Here is a 19,468-nt window from a genome sequence, read left to right as displayed (position 1 = left end):
TAGACAAATTTCCACAAGAAAACAATAATTTCTAAAAACGTCCCGTAAAATATGTCATACTTTATATTAATTGTGACATATTAATGAAATGTAATTAGTTTAAGAATTTCTTCTGTGATTTAATTTGTTTTAATTTTTCAGGTGTCACATCATTGCCTTCTTCATCAATTACTTTCACATGCTCGATTGTATCGCGCATTGTAGTACGGAAAGTATCTAAATATTCTTTGCGCAGTGCTGTACGTTCCTTCGCCTGCTCTTCAGTCAATTTACCTTCTCTCGCTAATTTAGAAAGCTCATTAATGCGAGCTAATTTTTCTTTTGATAACATTTGAATCTCACCTTTCTTCCTACCTACTACAAAGGTATAAAAAAAACGACTTGAAAACAAGTGTTTACTCTTCAAGTCGCTCCATATATTCAATATATCTTCTATGTACGGTCGCTTTACTGATAGAAATTCCCAAACCCGACAAAGTCGTAGCAATTTCCGCAAATGTTAAACCTTTCTGGCGAAGCTGAACAATTTCTTCGACAGGCACTTCTTTTCGTTCACGCCCTTCAATATTGCCACGATTTTTTAAATTATTTTGCGGCTGGTAGCCATTTTCTACAGCGCGGCGCATTCCCCGGCGGATTTTTGCATTATGCATACGGCGCTGATATTCTTCTACAATCGCCAAAATTTCAAGCAGCATTGTATCCATTTCGTTTAATATGACTGGACCTGCATCGTTTAATGTATATACTGTCGCTTCATATTTTTGCAGTAGGTGAAGCACTGCCATACGGGCATTTCCTCGACCTAAACGTGTCTCGTCCTGTACAAATAATGCTTTAATACCGTACTCTTTCATATAGTCAAGCATATCGAGCAATCCGTCTCGATCGACATCATATCCACTATGCTGATCCATGAAAATCTCCACATCTTTATAGCCGAATGTTTTTGCATATTTTGTCAGTTCTTCCTGCTGACGCACTAGTGATGTTTCCTGAGTATTTTTATCCGTACTGACACGGCAATAAATTACTGCTTTAGTTTTTATCATTGTTCCCTCTCGCTACTTTAATCGATTGCATATCGGAGGATTCATTCAGCTGAGCAATGTATTGTGAATCTTTTTCTACAGGTACAACCAATACTTGTCCTAAAACAACTTTTTCATCCAGCATTCCGTTTTCCTTTTTTACTTCATTGATCCAATCATGCTTAGCCATTTTACCACGATATTGTTCTGCCAACGACCATAAAGTATCACCGTGCTCTATGCTTACGTGTTCGTATAATTCAATTTTATCATCCTGCATCATGAATAAAGCAATCATAAGTATAGAGAATAGTAGAAACATTGATGTGAAGCCATTTAATTTAATTCTTTTCATTAGAAAAACCCTCTTTCGAATGTATGTTCGGAATATTTGTTCTCATAATAATACGAACATATGTTTTTGTCAACCGTTTTTTCGAACTTATGTTTGCATTCGTGTTCGCATACTGCTATACTTACTTTAAGAAAAATAGCATGATAAAGAGGTGAGTTAGTTGACACAAAAAATTTCAAAGCGGCAGCAAGCTATTCTAACTTTTATAAAAGAGGAAGTTCGTTCTAAAGGCTATCCGCCATCAGTTCGCGAAATTGGAGAAGCAGTAGGTTTAGCTTCCAGTTCAACTGTCCACGGGCATTTAGCTCGTTTAGAAAGTAAAGGGCTTATCCGTCGTGATCCTACAAAGCCGCGTGCCATTGAAATATTGGACCAGGAAGAGATGAACATTGCGAAACAAGGTGTCATTCATGTTCCGTTGATCGGTAAAGTTACAGCTGGTCTGCCTATTTCCGCAATCGAGGATATTCAGGAATATTTCCCGTTGCCGGATGCTTACGGCTCACCGGAAGAGGAATTGTTTATGCTTGAAATTATGGGAGAATCCATGATTGAAGCCGGTATTTTAAATGGGGATTATGTTATCGTTAAAAAAACGTCTACTGCGAACAATGGAGAGATTGTCGTAGCAATGACGGAAGACGATGAAGCGACTGTCAAGCGCTTTTACAAAGAAAAAACTCATTTCCGTCTACAGCCTGAGAATAGCTCAATGGAGCCAATCATTGTCAACCAAGTTTCTATTTTAGGTAAAGTAGTCGGCCTCTATCGAAATATCCATTAATTATTAAGCTTGCCATTCTAATATAATCGGCAAGCTTTTTATTTTTAAAACAAAAAGCCCAGCCGCGAATGACTGAGCCTATATTTATTTATTGCATGCTTCTACAAAACTGTTAAATAAGCGCTGTGCATATACATCCCCGTTTGGAGCCAATTCTTCCGGATGCCATTGCACCGCGACACAATATGGATGCGATTCATGTTCAATCCCTTCAATGATGCCGTCCTTAGCGACAGCCGAAACAACGAGCCCTTCCCCGAGATTTCCAACCGATTGATGGTGAAATGTATTTACACGAAATGAGTCTTCTTTAAATATTTCTTTAAATTTTGGTGTTTTTACTTCAACGGTATGTGCCAATTCCCCGCGCTTTGAAGTTTGTTTATGTAAAATTGTGTTTTCTACTTGTGATGGTATATCCTGAATGATCGTCCCCCCAAATGCGACATTCATAATCTGTTGTCCGCGGCAAATACCGAGAACAGGCATTTGTCTTTTAAAGGCTTCATTCATTAATAAAAGATCGCTGTCATCCCGCTTTCGTACAACACTTCCGATATGACGGTGCGGCTCTTCATTAAACAACAACGGATCTATATCCGCTCCACCAATTAATACGAGGCCATCAATTAGATTTAATAATGCATCTACGTTTTCTTCTGTAGCATTCGGTATACAAATCGGAATACCTCCAGCTTGTTCAATGGAAGTTAAATATGCGTTGTTAATATCCAATTTCTTGTCAAAATCATACATTGTTAATCCAATAATCGGTTTCATTCTTTTTATCCCCTTATAGTTTGTAGATAATTCCAATAATTTAAATTATACTATTTCGTTATACTAAATGACTACAAAAAATAAAAAAGGATTGCACAACCGCAACCCTTTATTTTTATACAATTTCCATTTGTTTTATAAAATACTGTTTTATTTCTTTCCAGTTCTGAACACGTATGAAACATTCTTCTGATCGATTGTACGGCATCGAATACAATATGCCCGTTCCTTTAAATGCTGCAAGCTGGCGTGGGCTGTCATCAATTAAATAATCGGTATGTATTACAGCTTTATTTCCGCAAAACACAATGTTCTGTGTTTTAATAAAGGGTAAATGCTCCATCAGCCAATCGTATTTCGCTGTAAATGAACCCGGTACATCCATTGCAGCTGTCGCAATAAAAATTTCATAATGCTCCTGCAGTTCCTGAATGACTTCAATTGCATCTCCATCCAGTACTTTTAAATCTCTGAAATAGTCAGGCTCATTTAATAAAGCAAATAATTTTTTTGCATCTTCTCGAGGCAAATCACGCTGTGTCGTCATAAGAAACTCTTCATCTGTAAAATTTGTTCCGAAATTCTCGTTATACGTAACACGTAATTTCGAATAAAAATCTGCTAGCACCTGATCCATATCGATAGCAATACTTTTTTTCATGTAATAAGCCTCCTTGAAATTTCCTGATTTTAGTTTATACAATTGTATTGTTAAAAAACAAGGTTTAACTCTTTACAATTAACAACGTACATATTTACGTTTAAAACCGATTCGCCCTTTTTCCACCTGTTTTTCAATTTCCGCAAATGCATGAAGCAGACCCGGTTTTTTCCCTTCACGTTTCGTTTCAATTGGTCCGATTTCATTGGCAATTTGCACAGCTTCAATATGTAAAGGTTTAAATGAAACACCGACAGTCATGACAAAATTATTCATTGCCACCTGAGTACGCTGAGGTGCTTGAAGGATATTGTGTTTTACATACTCAAGCATATCCATTAACTTTTCCTTTGAAAATTCCTCATCTTTACGATTTCCGAGAAGCCAGCAGTAACAATGCCAGCCTGCCGACATTTTCAGGTCCTCACCACTGGCAATCCATTTATCGCTTACTTCTTGCGCAATATCGGATTCCGCCAATGTCACTGCAACAACATAATCGGAAATCATATAGAAATAGGCCTGATCCATCCAGCGGTCATAATCTTCCTCAGTCATAGCTTTCGGATCCGCAATGATTCCTGCAAAATACATAGCATCATAGTTGCCTGTGGCATAGAGCTGTTCAGCCAGTTCCTGATCTATCTTTATTTGTTTTACATACGGTTTCATCGAGCCAATCGTTACACCGAAAACCGGCTCCTTTGCACCATTGGACATATAAATCTTTTTTGTACGCTCTTTGCCCAGTGCTTCTAACTCTTGCATCATTGTATCGAGTTTCATAATTTCCTCCTTATATTATTAAAGTATTTGTCTCTTACTATTATATGGTTTAACCGATCGACATACCTAGCCTTTTTCTCAGTAATTAGCTTTATAAGTATAAAATTCATTTTAAATTGCATTTACAGGATCAGGATATATACGTGACAAACACTCCAGTTTCATTGTCCTTTTATTGTTACCCTCCACTTTTAAATTTATTAAAAAAATTGGCAAATTATTTCACCGAATAATAAAACAACCTCTGAACAGAATAATCTCAGGAGGTGATATTGATGTCAAAAAATAAAAACAACATCAATAATAAAAACGTCGAATTTGGTATGGAAACGGACGTTAATCAAGTAATGCAGCAAAACCAAAAAGCTGAAGCTAAAAAGCAACAAGCTTCCGGTGCGTTTGCAAACAGTGGTTTACAGAAAAAACCGAATTCAATGAAAGCCGAGTTTGGTATGGAAACAAATGTTAACCAAGTGAAGCAGCAAAACCAGCAAGCTGAAGCCAAAAAGCAGCAATCTTCTGGATTGTTCGCAAACAGCGGTTTACAGAAAAAGCTTTCTTCAATGAGCGCAGAGTTTGGCATGGAAACAGATGTTAACCAAGTGAAACAGCAAAACCAGCAGGCCGAAGCTAAAAAACAACAGGCTTCTGGTCAATTTGGTAAGAACAAATTCCAAAACGGCAATAAATAAAAATATTGAACCGGCAATTTTTATTGCCGGTTTTTTCAGTTCCAGCAATTATTTTGGTTATAACTATTAACAATTATGTATACATAAAAAAGCGCCGGAATTTTAAGCTCCAGCGCTTTTTCTTAGTACATTTTCATATATTGGTCGCGTTCCCACTGATGGACAGTCGAACGGTACATGTCGAATTCGATTTCTTTTGCTTCTTTAAAGTTAGCATAGATATGGTTGCCTAATGCTCGTTGAACAACTTCATCTTTTGCAAGTAAGTTTAACGCGTCATCTAAAGCTGCAGGCAGGTTATCGATGCCGTTTGCTTTACGCTCTTCTTCGCTCATTACATAAATATTGCGGTTGATTGCTGGTGGTGGCGTTGATTTTTTTCGAATCCCTTCCAGACCAGCCTCTAAGATTACTGCCATCGCCAAATATGGATTTGCTGATGGATCGACCGAACGAACTTCTACACGTGTTGAAATTCCGCGAGAAGAAGGTATACGGATTAATGGTGAACGGTTTTGTGCAGACCATGCTACGTAACATGGTGCTTCATAACCTGGTACTAAACGTTTATAAGAGTTTACTGTCGGGTTCGTAATTGCCGTAAAACCTTGAACATGGTCAAGTACGCCTGCCATGAATTGCATCGCTGTTTCAGAAAGACCTAATTCAGTAGACTCATCATAAAAGGCATTTTCTTTTCCTTTAAATAATGAAACGTTGAAGTGCATTCCTGATCCGGCTTCACCGAATAAAGGTTTTGGCATGAATGTTGCGTGTAAACCGTGTTTACGAGCAATTGTTTTTACAACTAACTTAAATGTTTGGATATTGTCGCAAGCTGTAATAGCATCCGCATATTTAAAGTCAATTTCATGTTGTCCCGGTGCAACCTCATGGTGAGATGCTTCAATTTCAAAGCCCATTTCTTCTAGTTCCAATACGATATCGCGTCGGCAGTTTTCGCCTAAATCTGTCGGTGCCAAATCGAAATATCCGCCGTGATCATTTACTTCCAGGCTTGGTTCGCCTTTTGCATCAAGTTTAAATAAGAAAAACTCTGGTTCAGGCCCTAAGTTGAAATCTGTGAATCCCAGCTCTTTCATTTCTTTTAATACACGTTTCAGGTTATTACGTGGGTCGCCTGCAAATGGCGTACCGTTCGGATTGTAAATATCACAGATGAAACGAGCTACTTTTCCTTTTTCAGCTGTCCAAGGGAAAATCATGAATGAATCGTAATCCGGATATAAGTACATATCTGACTCTTCAATACGTACAAAACCTTCGATTGATGAACCATCAAACATCATTTTATTGTCCAATGCTTTATCTAGTTGGCTTACAGGAATTTCTACGTTTTTAATTGTTCCTAAAATATCTGTAAACTGTAAACGAATGAATTTTACTTGTTGTTCTTCTACTAGACGTTTAATATCGTCTTTTGTATATTTGCCCACTAAATTCCACACTCCTAAATTTGTTCAGTACCGATTTTACTCGATCTTTTATAATTTACGCGCTATTGGTAAAAACGCGATAAATCCCCTTGGCGAATAGATGTTTTTTGCATACGTTGTGCTTGACGCATTTCTTCACGTAAAATCTTACGTAAATCCGAATCGGAAATTTCTTTGCTTGCTTTCTGTGCTGCCGGGTCATTTTTCAATGCAAATACTTTTTTGATCCCTGCCATATTAATACCCTGCTCAAGCATATCTTTGATTTCCAGTAAAGTGTCAACATCATTTAAAGAAAACATGCGTCGATTTCCCTCAGTCCGGTGTGGATGAATTAAATCATGCTCTTCATAATAACGGATTTGTCTTGCTGTCAGATCCGTTAATTGCATGACGATACTTATCGATAATAGTGGCATTGAACGTCGAATTTCACTACTCATTTAATTCACCTCCCTTATGGCTATATTACGACTTGTTATTTACAATGTCAAATGTATGTCAGAAAAACTCACATAACTTTTTTAAATGAGCAAATGATTAACAGAATAAAGCAAATTTTATGCACAATAAAAATCGTCCAATAAATGGACGATTCCTAAAGATTATTTTAGTTTTTGGACAGCTGCACAAATGGCATATTTTACATGTTCATATGTTAAGCCGCCTTGTATAAATGCTGTAAAGGGAGGACGAATTGGACCATCTGCTGTTAATTCAATACTTGATCCTTGGACAAACGTACCTGCCGCCATAATGACATCATCCTCATAGCCAGGCATATAGGCAGGCTCTGGCGCAAAGTGAGCGTTAACAGGTGAAGCAGCTTGAATTTCACGACAGAATGCCACCATTTGTTCAGCCGTTTGGAATGAGACTGATTGAATGAGATCCGTGCGGACATCAGTGTAATGCGGAGATGTCGTCATACCGATTTCTTCAAGCATTGCCGACGTAAAAATTGCACCTTTTAGACTTTGTGCAACGATATGTGGTGCCATGAAGAAGCCCTGGTAAAAATCTGCTAACGTGTTTAAAGAAGCCCCTGCCTCTGCACCAATTCCCGGTGATGTCATACGATATGCACATTTTTCCACTAAATCTGCGCGACCTGCAATATATCCCCCAATTTTTGCAAAACCTCCACCAGGATTTTTGATTAATGAACCGGCCATCAAATCAACACCAACTTCTGTCGGCTCAAGCAACTCTACAAATTCCCCGTAGCAGTTATCTACAAAAATAACGGCATCTTGTGCGATTGTCCTGATTTTCACAACCATTTCAGCAATTTGTTCCATCGTAAATGACGGGCGTGTCGCATAGCCTTTTGACCGCTGAATCGCAATCATTTTCGTATTTTCGTTTACTGCCTGTTTTACACCTTCCCAATCAATTTCCTTGTTGTCGATTAAATCTACATGGGAATAGCCGATTTTATAGTCTTTCAAGGAACCTGTATCCTTTTCACCCCCGTCAACGATCGACTGAAGTGTGTCATATGGCTTACCTGTTATATAGACCAATTCATCACCTGGACGTAAGACACCGAATAAACTCAATGTAATTGCATGTGTACCTGAAATGATTTGAGGACGTACGATAGCTGCCTCTGCACCGAAAGTTTGTGCATATACACGCTCTAAATTATCACGGCCTTCATCGTCATAGCCATACCCTGTTGAAGGATGTAGATGAAAATCACTTACTTGATTTTCACGAAAAGCTGCCAGCACCTTTTGCTGATTATAAAACGCACGTTCATCCACTTCCTGATGATAAGTGCGGACTTTTTCTTCCACTTGTGATGCAAGCGTTAATATTTCAGTTGTTAATATTGATTGAAATGCCATTTTTACTACTCCATTCTGTTCAAACTGTATCTATTATACATGAAAAAAAATAGTTTTGACGAATGTTTGAAAAACTGCTATTGTCATGGTCGAAAGGACATTAAGGGAGAGATGTTTATGGCTTGGGAAGTATTTAGTTTGATTGGAACAATTGCCTTTGCCGTTTCCGGGGCCATTGTGGCAATGGAAGAAGAGTATGATTTATTTGGGGTGTACATATTAGGTATTGTCACAGCTTTTGGCGGTGGTGCTATTCGGAACATTTTGATTGGCCTGCCTGTCTCGACATTATGGAACCAGGAGCTTATGTTTCAAATCGCTCTTCTTGCGATTACGGTTTTCTTTTTGATTCCGCATCATTTATTTAAACAATGGAGTCGATGGGGATATGTGACCGATGCAATCGGATTATCCGCCTTTGCCATTCAAGGGGCAATGCATGCTGTCCACCTTGAGTTACCGATTGTAGCAGTAATTGTAGCTGCCGTGCTAACAGGTGCCGGAGGAGGGGTTGTTCGCGACCTGCTTGCTGGAAGAAGACCCATTATTTTACGGCACGAAATTTATGCCGTCTGGGCTGCGAGTGCAGGTTTCTTAATCGGTCTTGAAATTTTTGCAGGAGATCTTTTCTTATATTTTTTATTCGTCCTCATTACTTTCCTGCGCATATGTTCCTACATAAAAGGCTGGAGTCTGCCATCGAAAAAAATCCATTATACAAAATAGCATAAATTTAGGGAGTGTCGATTGATTCGACACTCCCTTTCTCTAGGAAATTATTTAAATTCTAATTCTCCATCATAGGCCATCATTCCGCCATCTAAATTCGTTACATCAAAACCTTGCTCTGCCAGATATTCGCATGCATTCGCACTGCGTACGCCGCCTTTACATACGACGATATATGATTTTGAATTATCCAGTTCACTAGTACGTTCAGGGATTGAGCCAAGTGGAATATGTACAGCACCTGGAATCATTCCGTGTTCCACTTCAAAATCTTCACGAACATCGATTACATTTAAATCTTCATTTGCATCGAGTAAGTTGATCAGTTCATCTGTTGTCATCGTTTTCATCAAAAATCCTCCAATACTTATAGCATCTTAGTCATTATAATCAATCAGGCCAAAATTCGCTACAAGTTTGGCTGTGTGGTTACTCTTCTTCCGATAAAGCTACGTTTTTGGACGGTACAAAAGTAGAAATTGCATGCTTGTAAATAAGCTGCTGTTTTCCTTCTGACTCCAATAGTACGGTAAAATTATCATATGATTTTATAAGTCCTTTTAATTGAAAGCCATTTAACAGAAATACCGTTACAAAAACATTATTTTTACGTAAATTGTTTAAAAAAGTATCTTGCAAATTTATCGATTTCATCGTCGTTCAATCTCCCTTACCATAAAATACATGCAATAGTTACCTATTCGTTATGCGGACAAAATTTCCCTTTAATTTTAATGATTTTCAACTAAACTTTTTATTTTGCTCCAATCATTTCCGATCCACGCAATATCCATTTTGTTTCGGAAATAGGTAAGCTGGCGTTTCGCATAACGTCTTGAATTTTGTTTAATCTGTTCCACTGCTTCATCAAGTGAAACAAGTCCATCGAAATGAGCGTACAATTCTTTATATCCGATTGCTTTAATCGACTGGACATCACGTATCCCCGCATCATATAGTGCCCGAACTTCTTTAACAAGACCTGCTTCCATCATCAAATCCACACGTAAGTTAATTCTTTCATATAACTTTTCACGGTCCATATCCAACCCGATGATTAAATGGTTATATAACGGAATGTCTCCTCGATTGAATTGTTCTTCCGCTCTAGAAACCCCCGCAAGTTCTGCCATTTCCAATGCCCGAATAACACGTCGTGTATTATTCGGGTGTATGGACGCTGCAGCTGCCGGGTCCATTTGTAGAAGTTTTGCATGCATCGCTTCAGGTCCCAATACTTCAAGTTCTTTATAGTAGTTTTCGCGTGCTGATTCATCAACTTCCTGTTTCGTAAATTGAAAATCGTACAGGACAGATTGTACATATAGCCCCGTACCCCCAACAATAATCGGCATTTTACCTCGGGCTTGGATCTCTTCAATTTTTCCGCGAACAAGCTGCTGATATTCAGCAACCGAAAATCCTTCTGTCGGCTCTTTAATATCAAGCAAGTGATGCGGAACACCTTCCATTTCGGCTTCGGTAATTTTGGCAGTTCCGATATCCATATGACGATAGATCTGCATGGAATCTCCGTTTATTATTTCGCCGTCAATCTCTTTTGCCAAGCGGATACTTAGCGCTGTTTTTCCGGATGCAGTAGGACCGATTATGGCCACGACATCTATTTTATTATTCATCTTTTAACCACCGTACAATTATTTCTCTTACTTGTTCTTTCTTTTTTTCATTTAGAATTTCATGGCGCATCCCTTCGAATATATGCACCTTCACATGTTCTACACCGGCACGTGCAAACAGTTTGCCTACTCGAAGCGCTCCTGCTGCTTCAGGTCCAGCGATTGGATCATATGTCCCGTTTACAACTAGTATTTTCAAATCAGAGCGGATGCCCGCATTTGCATGTTCATCCTCCATCTTAAGCATGCCACCCGTTAGATCAACGAAAAATTGATTCGTAGGGATCACACCGCAAAGTGGATCATTGATATATTTTTGTACTTCTTCTTCATCGGTAGTAAGCCAGTCAAAATTAGTTTTCGCATCCTTAATTTTTCGATTAAAGCTGCTAAAACTAAGATCATTCATGAGATCACTTTGAATTTGTGCTCCCTGCAGGTTTACCAACTGCTTTGCAATAATATGCCCTGCCTTATGAAGCAATGTCGGTGATCCCGTTCCCGATAAAACCAGCCGTTCAATTATATCGCTATACTGTTGGATAAAGCGGCGTGCTATGAATGAGCCCATACTATGACCGAATAAAATTAGCCGTTCCGTTGTTTCTTTCTTTAAATAGGAAAGCACTTCTACAACATCATCAACAACAAGTTCAAAACCCTTATCAGGTCCGAAATAACCAAACATGCCGTTTTTTTGCGCTGTAAAACCATGCCCGCGATGATCATGTGCTGTTACAAAATACCCTTCATCACATAGCTTTTCTGCGAATTTTTCATAACGCCCGCTATGTTCCGACATCCCGTGTAAAATATGAATATGTCCGATACGCTTTTTACATGGTGCATAAGTACGGACGAAAATATCATGCCCGTCTGTCATTGTGACAAAAAATGACCGTTGCTCCATAAAACCATCCCCTTTTTATGAATTACATTACGCGTTTAAACATTTTTTCTACTTCATATGACGTAAAATGAATTAATACAGGTCTTCCATGGGGACATGTAAACGGATTGTCCGCATTTCGTAGATCATTGATCAGTCTTTCCATCTGTTCTTTGTTTAAATAATGATTCGCTTTAATCGACTTCTTGCAGCTCATCATAATGGCCGCATCCTCACGTAATTTTTTTATATCGGTTTTCCGTGCACTTAACACTTGCTCGATCAATTCCTCGATAATTTCCTGTTCCTCGCCTTTCGGGAACCATGTCGGGTATTCCCGAACAACAAATGAAGAAAGTCCGAATTCTTCCAAGAAAACCCCTACTTCTTCAAGTGCCTCCTTTGATTCTTTTAGACGCAATGCCTCATCTGCCGCATAATGGAACGTTAATGGCATGAGGAGTGTCTGACGTTCGTTTGCATTTACTTCTCCGACTTTATCACGGAAATATTCATACTTGATCCGCTCCTGTGCTGCATGTTGGTCGATTAAATAAAATCCGTCCTCCATTTGAGCTACAATATACGTCCCATGAATCTGGCCGACAATTTCAACTTGCGGAAAATGCCTTTTCGGTTCGGACTCTGCCTTTAAGGTTTCTTCCGGATAGGTTTCCTCTTCAACAGTTTGAAGTTCATTGAAATCAGATTGATTATGCTGTTCACTGCTTTCCGGCACAGGTGAAGTAGTATACACGACCGGTTGTTGTTTAGTCGGAACCGGCGCATACGGCTCTTTTACAACAGAAGTTTCACTTGATAATCGCTCAACAATTGTCGATAACTTTTCTTCATTGAACGTAGGCTGTGATGAAGGTGTCGGTGAAGGGTTCCAAATATTCATCTGTTCAGTCGGCGTTCGAACTGGCTTCTCCTTTTTTTCAGCGAGCGGAATGCGGATCACATCCCGAATCGCAGTACGGATTGTATCTTCAATAAGCTTCAACAGTTCCGGTTCTTTACTTAAGCGTACTTGATGCTTCGCCGGATGGACATTGACATCGGTTAATTGCGGATCTCCCTCAACATACAAAAGTACAATTGGAAAACGCTCAATCGGTAAATACGTATGGTATGCATCTGTAATTGCTTTCTGAATCACGAAATGTTTGACCCAGCGTCCATTGACGAAAAGCGACATATAGTTTTTTGAAGCACGAGTCACCTCAGGCAAACTTGCAAAACCATGAATTTTATAATCTTGATTTCGGCCTTCAAACGGCAGCATTTTCTTCGCATTATGTGCACCGTAAATGGCTGCCAATACTTGCTGAACTTGACCGCGCCCGTTTGTTTGCAATAATGTTTGCCCATTATGCACAAGTTTAACCGCAATCGTCGGATAGCCAAGTGCAATCCGGTTTACAAAATCGATTGTATGCCCAAGCTCGGTCTGAATCGTTTTTAAATATTTAAGGCGTGCCGGTGTATTAAAGAAAAGCTGCGCAACAGTAATATCTGTCCCCCTGCGCAGTGCGGTCGGCTGATGCTCCTTCAAATGACCGCCCTCCATATACAAATGCACACCTCCATTCCCGTCCGATGTACGTAAGGTTAACTTGGAAACCGAAGCAATCGATGCCAATGCTTCACCACGGAAACCAAGTGTGCGAATCCGGAACAGATCCTGTTCTTTTTCTATTTTTGATGTGGCATGGCGCGAAAAGGATTTAAGCGCGTCCTCCTCGTCCATACCACTTCCGTTATCAATGACTTGTATCGATTGAAGGCCAGCTTCTTCCAGGAAAATTTCGATTGACGTACTGCCCGCATCAATTGCATTTTCTACTAGTTCTTTTACAACAGATGAAGGGCGTTCGACTACTTCACCGGCTGCAATTTTATTCGATAGCCACTCATCCATTATTTGAATTTTTCCCAAAGCCGTTCCCTCCTTTATTGATTGCCTAGTAATTTTTGCTGCAGTTCATGCAATAATGTCATCGCCTGCAACGGTGTTGTACCCATTACATTCAGTTTTTTCAATGCATCGAGTACTTCTTTTTGTTCGGGTGCGAATGATGATTCTTCCTCCATTGTAAACAATGAGAGCTGCAAATCGTTCTCCGCCACCTGTTCCTCTAATTGGGGATTTTGTGGTTGTTCCTGTTCATAATTGACAGCTTGTGGCTTTTCAGCATTCGTTGCTTCAAACTGCTCCAGCAACACACGGGCACGCTGTAAAATCGTTTCCGGCATTTCCGCAAGCTCCGCCACATGAACACCGTAGCTTTTATCAGCGGCACCTTTTTTCACTTTATGCAAAAATACAACTCTGCCGTCTTGCTCGGTTGCACTGACATGAACATTTTGCAGTCGTGCCAGTTCGTTTTCCAAATCCGTCAGTTCATGATAGTGAGTTGAAAATAATGTATTTGCTCCGATTTCATCATGAATATATTCCATCATTGCCTGTGCCAGACTCATCCCGTCATATGTTGAGGTACCGCGGCCGATTTCATCAAATAACAGCAAACTATTTTTAGTTGCATGTGTAATGGCATGCTGTGATTCAAGCATTTCCACCATAAATGTCGATTGACCTGCCGCTAAATCATCAGCTGCTCCGATTCTCGTGAAAATCTGGTCGGTAATCGGTAATATCGCTTCATCCGCAGGTACATAGCATCCCATTTGCGCCAAAACGACAATTAGTGCAACTTGGCGCATGTACGTACTTTTACCCGACATGTTCGGACCGGTAATCAGCATCATATTTTTATCATCTGTCAGCACACAATCATTCGGTACATAGCTTTGTTTATTGAGCATTTTTTCAACGACCGGGTGTCTTCCATCAATAATTTTCAAAGCACGTCCTTCATGAAATACCGGCTTTGTAAAACGGTATTTGTCCGTTACCGTCGCAAAGCTCATCAGAACATCAAGCTCACTGATTTGGGCAGCCAAAGCCTGAACACGAGGTATATACCCTTTTAACTGTTCACGCAATGCTACAAATAAATCATATTCCAATGCAAGGCTCTGCTCCTCGGCATTCAAAATCAGTGCTTCTTTTTCTTTTAATTCTTCTGTAATAAAACGCTCGGCATTCGCCAAAGTTTGTTTGCGTTCAAAGCGTGCCAGGTCGGTATTATTCAAATGGGATTTTGTAATTTCGATATAGTAGCCAAACACGCGGTTATAGCCGATTTTCAAATTTTTGATTCCTGTCAGTTCACGTTCTTTCTGCTCCAGCTGGGCAATCCAGTCTTTCCCGTTTCGGGATGCATCACGATATTCATCCAGCTGGGGATTGTAGCCATCGCGAATGACATCGCCTTCTTTGATCGAAATTGGCGGATGATCGGTAATGGCCTCTGCCAGCAATTGTTCAATATCGGCACAGACATCCAGCTTTTGACCAAGATCCATACATTTTACCAATCCGCTGTTTACGAGCTTCTGCTGTATCTCGGGTACTTGTCGTAATGATTCGCGCAGCTGGGCCAGATCGCGTCCCCCAACGGAACCAAATGCTACACGCCCTGCCAGACGCTCTAAATCATATACATTTTTCAGCAGTGTCGTTAATTCGTCGCGCAAGAAGAAGTCTTCCAGTAATTCCGTCACAATCGCCTGTCTTGCTTCAATAGCATTTTTCTTTGCGAGCGGCTGATGCATCCACTGTTTCAGTTTTCGGCCTCCCATAGCTGTTACTGTTTCATCCAATAGCCACAGCAATGTACCTTTAGAATCCCCGCCGCGTATCGATTGAATCAATTCCAAATTACGTTTGGAATTCGTATCGATACGAAGGAAATTATCAGCTTCAGTATAGGCAAACGGCTGAATATGCGATAAAGAACGCATTTGTGTACGTTCCACATATTGTAATAGTCGCTTTGCCACACCTTGCAGCTGAACCGGCAAATGGGCAACATACTGATCTGCTTTAACCGGATCCATTTCTTCAGTCTCAAGCGACAGGACGATACCTCCAGCTTCCGCATAATCGGCAAGCAGTAACTGCAGCTGTTCCGTCACAATAAGTTCTTTTATTGCATATGCTTGTACTTGCTGAACTAATTGTTTTGCACTTCCTTCAATTAGCGAACAGTTTGCTTCGCCTGTTGATACGTCCAAATAGGCAAATACGATTTCATCATTCTCATTACTTTCAGCCGCTGCAATAAAGTGATTCGATTTCCCGTCAAGCGCTTTCCCCTCTGTAATCGTTCCCGGTGTGATTACCTGTACGACCTCACGTTTCACAACACCTTTTGCATGCTTTGGATCTTCCGTCTGTTCGCATACTGCCACTTTAAAACCTTTTGCGACAAGTGTTTCGATATAGCCCTGCGCGGAGTGATGCGGTACCCCACACATTGGAATCGGATTGTCGGTATTGCCGGCACGTGCTGTTAATGTAATTTCCAGCAGCTGTGACGCTTTTATGGCATCATCAAAAAACAGTTCATAAAAATCGCCTAAACGGTAAAATAAAAAAGCATCTTTGTAATCTTGTTTTACGAGCAAATATTGTTGCATCATCGGTGTATATGTAGTCATGTTTATTTCCCTCACTTGCTAGAACTTGTACAAGTATTATACCATTTGACTCGCATTTTGCCTTCGAAACGCAAAGAAAAGGAATTGTCTGAAAGTTACCTTCAAACAATTCCCATCTGTTTACGATAGAGTTTTACAATTTTATACGACTAAACAATTGCTGTTAAAAAATAGTCGCTTTTAAGAAAATGATGAGGAATCATAATCTTTGCCAAAATCTTTGCCCCCAGAGTCGGACGACGACGATGAGGATGATGAACTGCTGGATGATGAACTGCTAGATGGCTGCTGTGAACTTTCTTCAAATGACCATTCATCTTCGTAATCCAGCGGATGTACATTAATGACAACTGTCGTTTCCCCAATGATCTCCACTAAAAATTCACGCTCGACCGTTACCTGAATTTTGTCGCCTTGCTTTGTAATAACTGCCTCAATACAATTTGGCGCTTGTAAAACACGAACTTTCACATCATTTGAATCGACTTCATCTCCATCGCGGAATGACAGTTTGACACGATCCTTATAGGAAATTGTCTCTGTATGCACTGCCGTTTTTGAATGATTGTTATATGCGTACCACACATTCACATCGAACTTCCCTGTCACCTCAACAAATTTACCGTTACGTTTCGCTTGGTATTGATGATTAATTACCCAACAACCTAATATGCTCGTTGGCGCATTCGGTGGACAGAGCGTTTCAACACATTCGGTACGCTTCTTCCCTTTTGCAATAACTGCTTTCGTCACAATTTGACGTAAACGCTTCACCGAACATCTCTCCTTTCTTCAACTGCTCGACTTATTGTATGCGGCAGGTGCCTAAAGGGTGAAATGAGTTTTTAGAAAAGAAAAAACTACTACAAACCTTTATTGTAGTAGCGCTTTTGCTATTGCTTTGTTCAATTGTTTCTCACAGCTGTTGTATCAGTATACGGGATATGGCCTACATAGTGCTTTGTTGTTTAGCCTATATTTTTATTTCAATGAGATTTTCATTTCCTGAAAGAAATTTTTATTTCGTTATCCAGTAGTTCATTAATTTGCTTAATTGGCATTGGTTTATAATAATAATAGCCTTGGCCGATCTGACAGCCTAATCGCTTCAGCTCAAGATGCTGTTCTTCCGTTTCGATTCCTTCCGCTACCGACACCATGTTCAAGTTATCCGAAAGCTGAATAATGGTTTTAATGACGGCATTCATCCGTGGATTCGCTATATCATCGACGAAACTTTTATCGATTTTAATTTCTTTAAACGGCAATTCCTGCAAATAACTTAGTGATGAATAACCAACACCAAAATCATCAATCGATGTTTCAATACCACGCTGCTGCAACTCATCGATTATTTTTTTTGCCCTTAAGACATTTTCAAGTTCGACACTTTCGGTTATTTCAAATTTTATAAATTTCGGATCTATTTTATAGCTTTCTATAAGGGCTATGGAACTTTCCACAAATGCCGGATTATAAAAATGGCTCGGTGAAATATTAATCGATACTTGATACAATTTCAATCCTGCATCATTACGTTGTTTTTGCCATTGGAGCACCTTTTTGAAAATTTCGAGATCTACTTTATAGATATTACCGGTATTTTCTGCAACCGGAATAAATAACGTTGGTGAGACAAAACCTAAATCTGCCGAATTCCAGCGTGCCAATGCTTCAAAACTTTCGATTTCTCCTGTCACCAAGTTCACTTTCGGCTGGAGCATCGGAAAAAATTCACTGTTTTTTAGACCGCGCGTAAAATGGGCCAGTACATTCATCTCTTGTTCGACTGACTCAATTAAACTCATATTAAAATTTTTAATAACAGTGCCCGTAACTTTAAGCGCACTCGATAACGCATTATCCGCCTGGCGGACTGCTTCTATGTAATTAATACGGGAACTAAAAGACGATGTTCCTATTTTTAATGTTAAGTATACTTCTTTTTCATCAATATAATACGGCTCTGATAAAATCTGATCAGCTTCATTGGGTGGAATATTCATTTTCCGTAATGATAACCGCGTCGCTACAATAATTGATGAATGTGTGTATCTCGCAATGATCGAATCACCGAATGTAGAGATATTCTGAATTCGATTTGCAAGCTGACGCAGTACTTCATCCCCGCCTTGGCGGCCATACAAATCAATAATATTTTGATATTCTCCAGGTTCAATAATATATAAATGCCCTCTCGACCCATCTGCAGCAAAATCATTTAAAATGATTTTAAAGCGCTCATAATTATTTAATCCGGATGCAACATCCTGAAAAGCAAGACGGCGAATTGCACTTTTCTGATCATAATATTTTAATGCGAGTGTAACGATTGGTGCAATTCGATTCATAAATTTGATTTCAATCATTTTTGGGTCTGCCCGTTGCTCAAAGTACATTGTAAATAAGCCGATTTTTTTTTCTTCTGAATTTAAAATCGGCTGACTCCACATTGAAACTAAGCGATATTTTTCAATAATCTGCCGATAGGCTTCATGATAGACCGACTGCTCTAAATCTTTGATGATGAGCGGTTTATTTATTTTTCTTTTATCTTCAATATCCATTAATAAAACTTTTTCATCGAGCTTTTTCAGATCTTTCCACATTTCACCGTAAATATTAATCATCCGGTCATTGTCATCAACAAGGACGATTGAACAGTGGCATTTCTTCCCGAATGTTATTTCAACCGATTTGCAAATATTGCGTAATACATTTTCAAGCGGATGCCCTGTTTCAAGACTAAAGTAGACGTCTCGTTCCAGCTCAATTAACGACTCGATGTTCATGGAGTCAGTTACATCTTTCATTATGATGACACAATATTGAAGTATTCCTTGCTGATTGAACATTGGTAAATGACGCACTTCGTTCCAAAATGCATAACCATCTTTTCGGTAATGAAATGACGATGTTTTAAAAGTAAGTCCGTTCTCAATACTTTCCTGAATCGAATTCTCATTGTGCATGTCAGTATGAGGCCCTTGTAGTAATGACAGTGTGGAACCGATTACATCACCTTCATCATATCCTGTTGTTTGCATAAAAATCTGGTTCACAAATTCAATTGTATATCCTTTATTCGGGTTAATAATTGCTACCGCTGCATCGATCTGCCGAGCCACCTGACATAACCAAACATACATTACTTGATCACTTACATTTAGATTGTCAAATTCGTTCATAGGTAAAGTCCTTCCTATATAGTTCTAACTAACTTAAATTATAGCAAAACA

At 39.4% G+C, this 19,468-nt stretch carries 20 protein-coding genes; 3 read left to right on the top strand and 17 right to left on the bottom strand.

The window, feature by feature from the left end; genetic code table 11:
- Positions 1-94: 94 nt before the first annotated feature.
- The 3 genes from ABS917_RS03125 to yneA all read right to left on the bottom strand — a co-directional run bounded on the left by ABS917_RS03125 (position 95) and on the right by yneA (position 1,386).
- Entirely contained in the window at positions 95-331 is a 237-nt protein-coding gene (locus ABS917_RS03125) for a DUF896 domain-containing protein (RefSeq protein ID WP_079527868.1), read from the bottom strand.
- Positions 332-395: 64 nt separating this feature from the next.
- Positions 396-1,052 (bottom strand): YneB family resolvase-like protein, encoded by a 657-nt coding sequence (locus ABS917_RS03120; RefSeq protein WP_350477628.1) that lies wholly within the window; start codon positions 1,050-1,052, stop codon positions 396-398.
- Complete coding sequence (gene yneA / locus ABS917_RS03115) at positions 1,039-1,386, bottom strand: cell division suppressor protein YneA (protein ID WP_350477627.1); 348 nt, start codon at positions 1,384-1,386, stop codon at positions 1,039-1,041. Before yneA ends, ABS917_RS03120 begins: the two co-directional genes overlap by 14 nt.
- A 160-nt stretch (positions 1,387-1,546) precedes the next feature.
- Between yneA and lexA the strand changes: the two genes are divergently transcribed.
- Positions 1,547-2,170, top strand: a complete 624-nt coding sequence (lexA, locus tag ABS917_RS03110) for a transcriptional repressor LexA (protein WP_087616022.1) — start codon at positions 1,547-1,549, stop codon at positions 2,168-2,170.
- Positions 2,171-2,254: 84 nt separating this feature from the next.
- Here the strand turns inward: lexA and ABS917_RS03105 are convergent, their stop codons facing one another.
- The 3 genes from ABS917_RS03105 to ABS917_RS03095 form a co-directional block, all read right to left on the bottom strand.
- The gene (locus tag ABS917_RS03105) at positions 2,255-2,950 is read right to left on the bottom strand and encodes a gamma-glutamyl-gamma-aminobutyrate hydrolase family protein (RefSeq protein ID WP_350477626.1); all 696 of its coding nucleotides are present in this window, start codon (positions 2,948-2,950) and stop codon (positions 2,255-2,257) included.
- A gap of 115 nt (positions 2,951-3,065) precedes the next feature.
- Entirely contained in the window at positions 3,066-3,611 is a 546-nt protein-coding gene (locus tag ABS917_RS03100; RefSeq protein ID WP_350477625.1) for a 5' nucleotidase, NT5C type, read from the bottom strand.
- 78 nt (positions 3,612-3,689) lie between these two features.
- The gene (locus ABS917_RS03095) at positions 3,690-4,397 is read right to left on the bottom strand and encodes a DNA alkylation repair protein (RefSeq protein WP_350477624.1); all 708 of its coding nucleotides are present in this window, start codon (positions 4,395-4,397) and stop codon (positions 3,690-3,692) included.
- Positions 4,398-4,672: 275 nt separating this feature from the next.
- Between ABS917_RS03095 and ABS917_RS03090 the strand changes: the two genes are divergently transcribed.
- A complete protein-coding gene (locus ABS917_RS03090; RefSeq protein WP_350477623.1) occupies positions 4,673-5,089 on the top strand; it encodes a gamma-type small acid-soluble spore protein in 417 nt (138 codons plus the stop codon).
- Positions 5,090-5,211: 122 nt separating this feature from the next.
- On the opposite strand, the gene glnA is transcribed toward ABS917_RS03090, so the two are convergent.
- The 3 genes from glnA to ABS917_RS03075 all read right to left on the bottom strand — a co-directional run bounded on the left by glnA (position 5,212) and on the right by ABS917_RS03075 (position 8,399).
- Positions 5,212-6,546, bottom strand: coding sequence for a type I glutamate--ammonia ligase (gene glnA / locus ABS917_RS03085; protein ID WP_350477622.1), 1,335 nt, complete (start codon positions 6,544-6,546; stop codon positions 5,212-5,214).
- Positions 6,547-6,608: 62 nt separating this feature from the next.
- The gene (locus ABS917_RS03080) at positions 6,609-6,989 is read right to left on the bottom strand and encodes a MerR family transcriptional regulator (RefSeq protein WP_350477621.1); all 381 of its coding nucleotides are present in this window, start codon (positions 6,987-6,989) and stop codon (positions 6,609-6,611) included.
- Between the two features lie 162 nt (positions 6,990-7,151).
- On the bottom strand, positions 7,152-8,399 hold the full coding sequence (locus tag ABS917_RS03075) for a methionine gamma-lyase family protein (RefSeq protein ID WP_350477620.1): 1,248 nt from the start codon (positions 8,397-8,399) through the stop codon (positions 7,152-7,154).
- A 117-nt stretch (positions 8,400-8,516) separates the two neighbouring features.
- Between ABS917_RS03075 and ABS917_RS03070 the strand changes: the two genes are divergently transcribed.
- A complete protein-coding gene (locus ABS917_RS03070; protein ID WP_350477619.1) occupies positions 8,517-9,125 on the top strand; it encodes a trimeric intracellular cation channel family protein in 609 nt (202 codons plus the stop codon).
- 50 nt (positions 9,126-9,175) lie between these two features.
- On the opposite strand, the gene ABS917_RS03065 is transcribed toward ABS917_RS03070, so the two are convergent.
- The 8 genes from ABS917_RS03065 to ABS917_RS03030 form a co-directional block, all read right to left on the bottom strand.
- A complete protein-coding gene (locus ABS917_RS03065; protein ID WP_350477618.1) occupies positions 9,176-9,478 on the bottom strand; it encodes a rhodanese-like domain-containing protein in 303 nt (100 codons plus the stop codon).
- Between the two features lie 79 nt (positions 9,479-9,557).
- Positions 9,558-9,782 (bottom strand): RNA chaperone Hfq, encoded by a 225-nt coding sequence (gene hfq, locus ABS917_RS03060; RefSeq protein ID WP_079527893.1) that lies wholly within the window; start codon positions 9,780-9,782, stop codon positions 9,558-9,560.
- 77 nt (positions 9,783-9,859) lie between these two features.
- A complete protein-coding gene (gene miaA / locus ABS917_RS03055) occupies positions 9,860-10,768 on the bottom strand; it encodes a tRNA (adenosine(37)-N6)-dimethylallyltransferase MiaA (protein WP_350477617.1) in 909 nt (302 codons plus the stop codon).
- Entirely contained in the window at positions 10,761-11,678 is a 918-nt protein-coding gene (locus ABS917_RS03050; protein ID WP_350477616.1) for an alpha/beta fold hydrolase, read from the bottom strand. Before ABS917_RS03050 ends, miaA begins: the two co-directional genes overlap by 8 nt.
- A 22-nt stretch (positions 11,679-11,700) precedes the next feature.
- Complete coding sequence (mutL, locus tag ABS917_RS03045; protein ID WP_350477615.1) at positions 11,701-13,599, bottom strand: DNA mismatch repair endonuclease MutL; 1,899 nt, start codon at positions 13,597-13,599, stop codon at positions 11,701-11,703.
- 14 nt (positions 13,600-13,613) lie between these two features.
- Complete coding sequence (gene mutS / locus ABS917_RS03040) at positions 13,614-16,229, bottom strand: DNA mismatch repair protein MutS (RefSeq protein WP_350477614.1); 2,616 nt, start codon at positions 16,227-16,229, stop codon at positions 13,614-13,616.
- Positions 16,230-16,409: 180 nt separating this feature from the next.
- Complete coding sequence (gene cotE / locus ABS917_RS03035; protein ID WP_350477613.1) at positions 16,410-17,003, bottom strand: outer spore coat protein CotE; 594 nt, start codon at positions 17,001-17,003, stop codon at positions 16,410-16,412.
- A 224-nt stretch (positions 17,004-17,227) separates the two neighbouring features.
- A complete protein-coding gene (locus tag ABS917_RS03030) occupies positions 17,228-19,417 on the bottom strand; it encodes an EAL domain-containing protein (protein WP_350477612.1) in 2,190 nt (729 codons plus the stop codon).
- Between the last annotated feature and the right edge of the window lie 51 nt (positions 19,418-19,468).

Source organism: Solibacillus sp. (assembly GCF_040273735.1).
In the GTDB taxonomy this organism is placed as follows: Bacteria; Bacillota; Bacilli; order Bacillales_A; family Planococcaceae; genus Solibacillus.
Note: the sequence above shows the minus strand (reverse complement) of the source record. Positions and strands in the feature narration are given on the sequence as shown.

Excerpts from the sequence above, each read along its gene's own strand:
- hfq (WP_079527893.1), bottom strand. The coding sequence starts at position 9,782 with ATGAAATCGATAAATTTGCAAGATACTTTTTTAAACAATTTACGTAAA.
- mutS (WP_350477614.1), bottom strand. The coding sequence starts at position 16,229 with ATGACTACATATACACCGATGATGCAACAATATTTGCTCGTAAAACAA.
- ABS917_RS03050 (WP_350477616.1), bottom strand. The coding sequence starts at position 11,678 with ATGGAGCAACGGTCATTTTTTGTCACAATGACAGACGGGCATGATATT.
- ABS917_RS03105 (WP_350477626.1), bottom strand. The coding sequence starts at position 2,950 with ATGAAACCGATTATTGGATTAACAATGTATGATTTTGACAAGAAATTG.
- yneA (WP_350477627.1), bottom strand. The coding sequence starts at position 1,386 with ATGAAAAGAATTAAATTAAATGGCTTCACATCAATGTTTCTACTATTC.
- ABS917_RS03095 (WP_350477624.1), bottom strand. The coding sequence starts at position 4,397 with ATGAAACTCGATACAATGATGCAAGAGTTAGAAGCACTGGGCAAAGAG.
- ABS917_RS03080 (WP_350477621.1), bottom strand. The coding sequence starts at position 6,989 with ATGAGTAGTGAAATTCGACGTTCAATGCCACTATTATCGATAAGTATC.
- ABS917_RS03070 (WP_350477619.1), top strand. The coding sequence starts at position 8,517 with ATGGCTTGGGAAGTATTTAGTTTGATTGGAACAATTGCCTTTGCCGTT.
- ABS917_RS03030 (WP_350477612.1), bottom strand. The coding sequence starts at position 19,417 with ATGAACGAATTTGACAATCTAAATGTAAGTGATCAAGTAATGTATGTT.
- ABS917_RS03090 (WP_350477623.1), top strand. The coding sequence starts at position 4,673 with ATGTCAAAAAATAAAAACAACATCAATAATAAAAACGTCGAATTTGGT.
- ABS917_RS03075 (WP_350477620.1), bottom strand. The coding sequence starts at position 8,399 with ATGGCATTTCAATCAATATTAACAACTGAAATATTAACGCTTGCATCA.
- ABS917_RS03100 (WP_350477625.1), bottom strand. The coding sequence starts at position 3,611 with ATGAAAAAAAGTATTGCTATCGATATGGATCAGGTGCTAGCAGATTTT.
- ABS917_RS03125 (WP_079527868.1), bottom strand. The coding sequence starts at position 331 with ATGTTATCAAAAGAAAAATTAGCTCGCATTAATGAGCTTTCTAAATTA.
- miaA (WP_350477617.1), bottom strand. The coding sequence starts at position 10,768 with ATGAATAATAAAATAGATGTCGTGGCCATAATCGGTCCTACTGCATCC.
- ABS917_RS03120 (WP_350477628.1), bottom strand. The coding sequence starts at position 1,052 with ATGATAAAAACTAAAGCAGTAATTTATTGCCGTGTCAGTACGGATAAA.
- ABS917_RS03065 (WP_350477618.1), bottom strand. The coding sequence starts at position 9,478 with ATGAAAACGATGACAACAGATGAACTGATCAACTTACTCGATGCAAAT.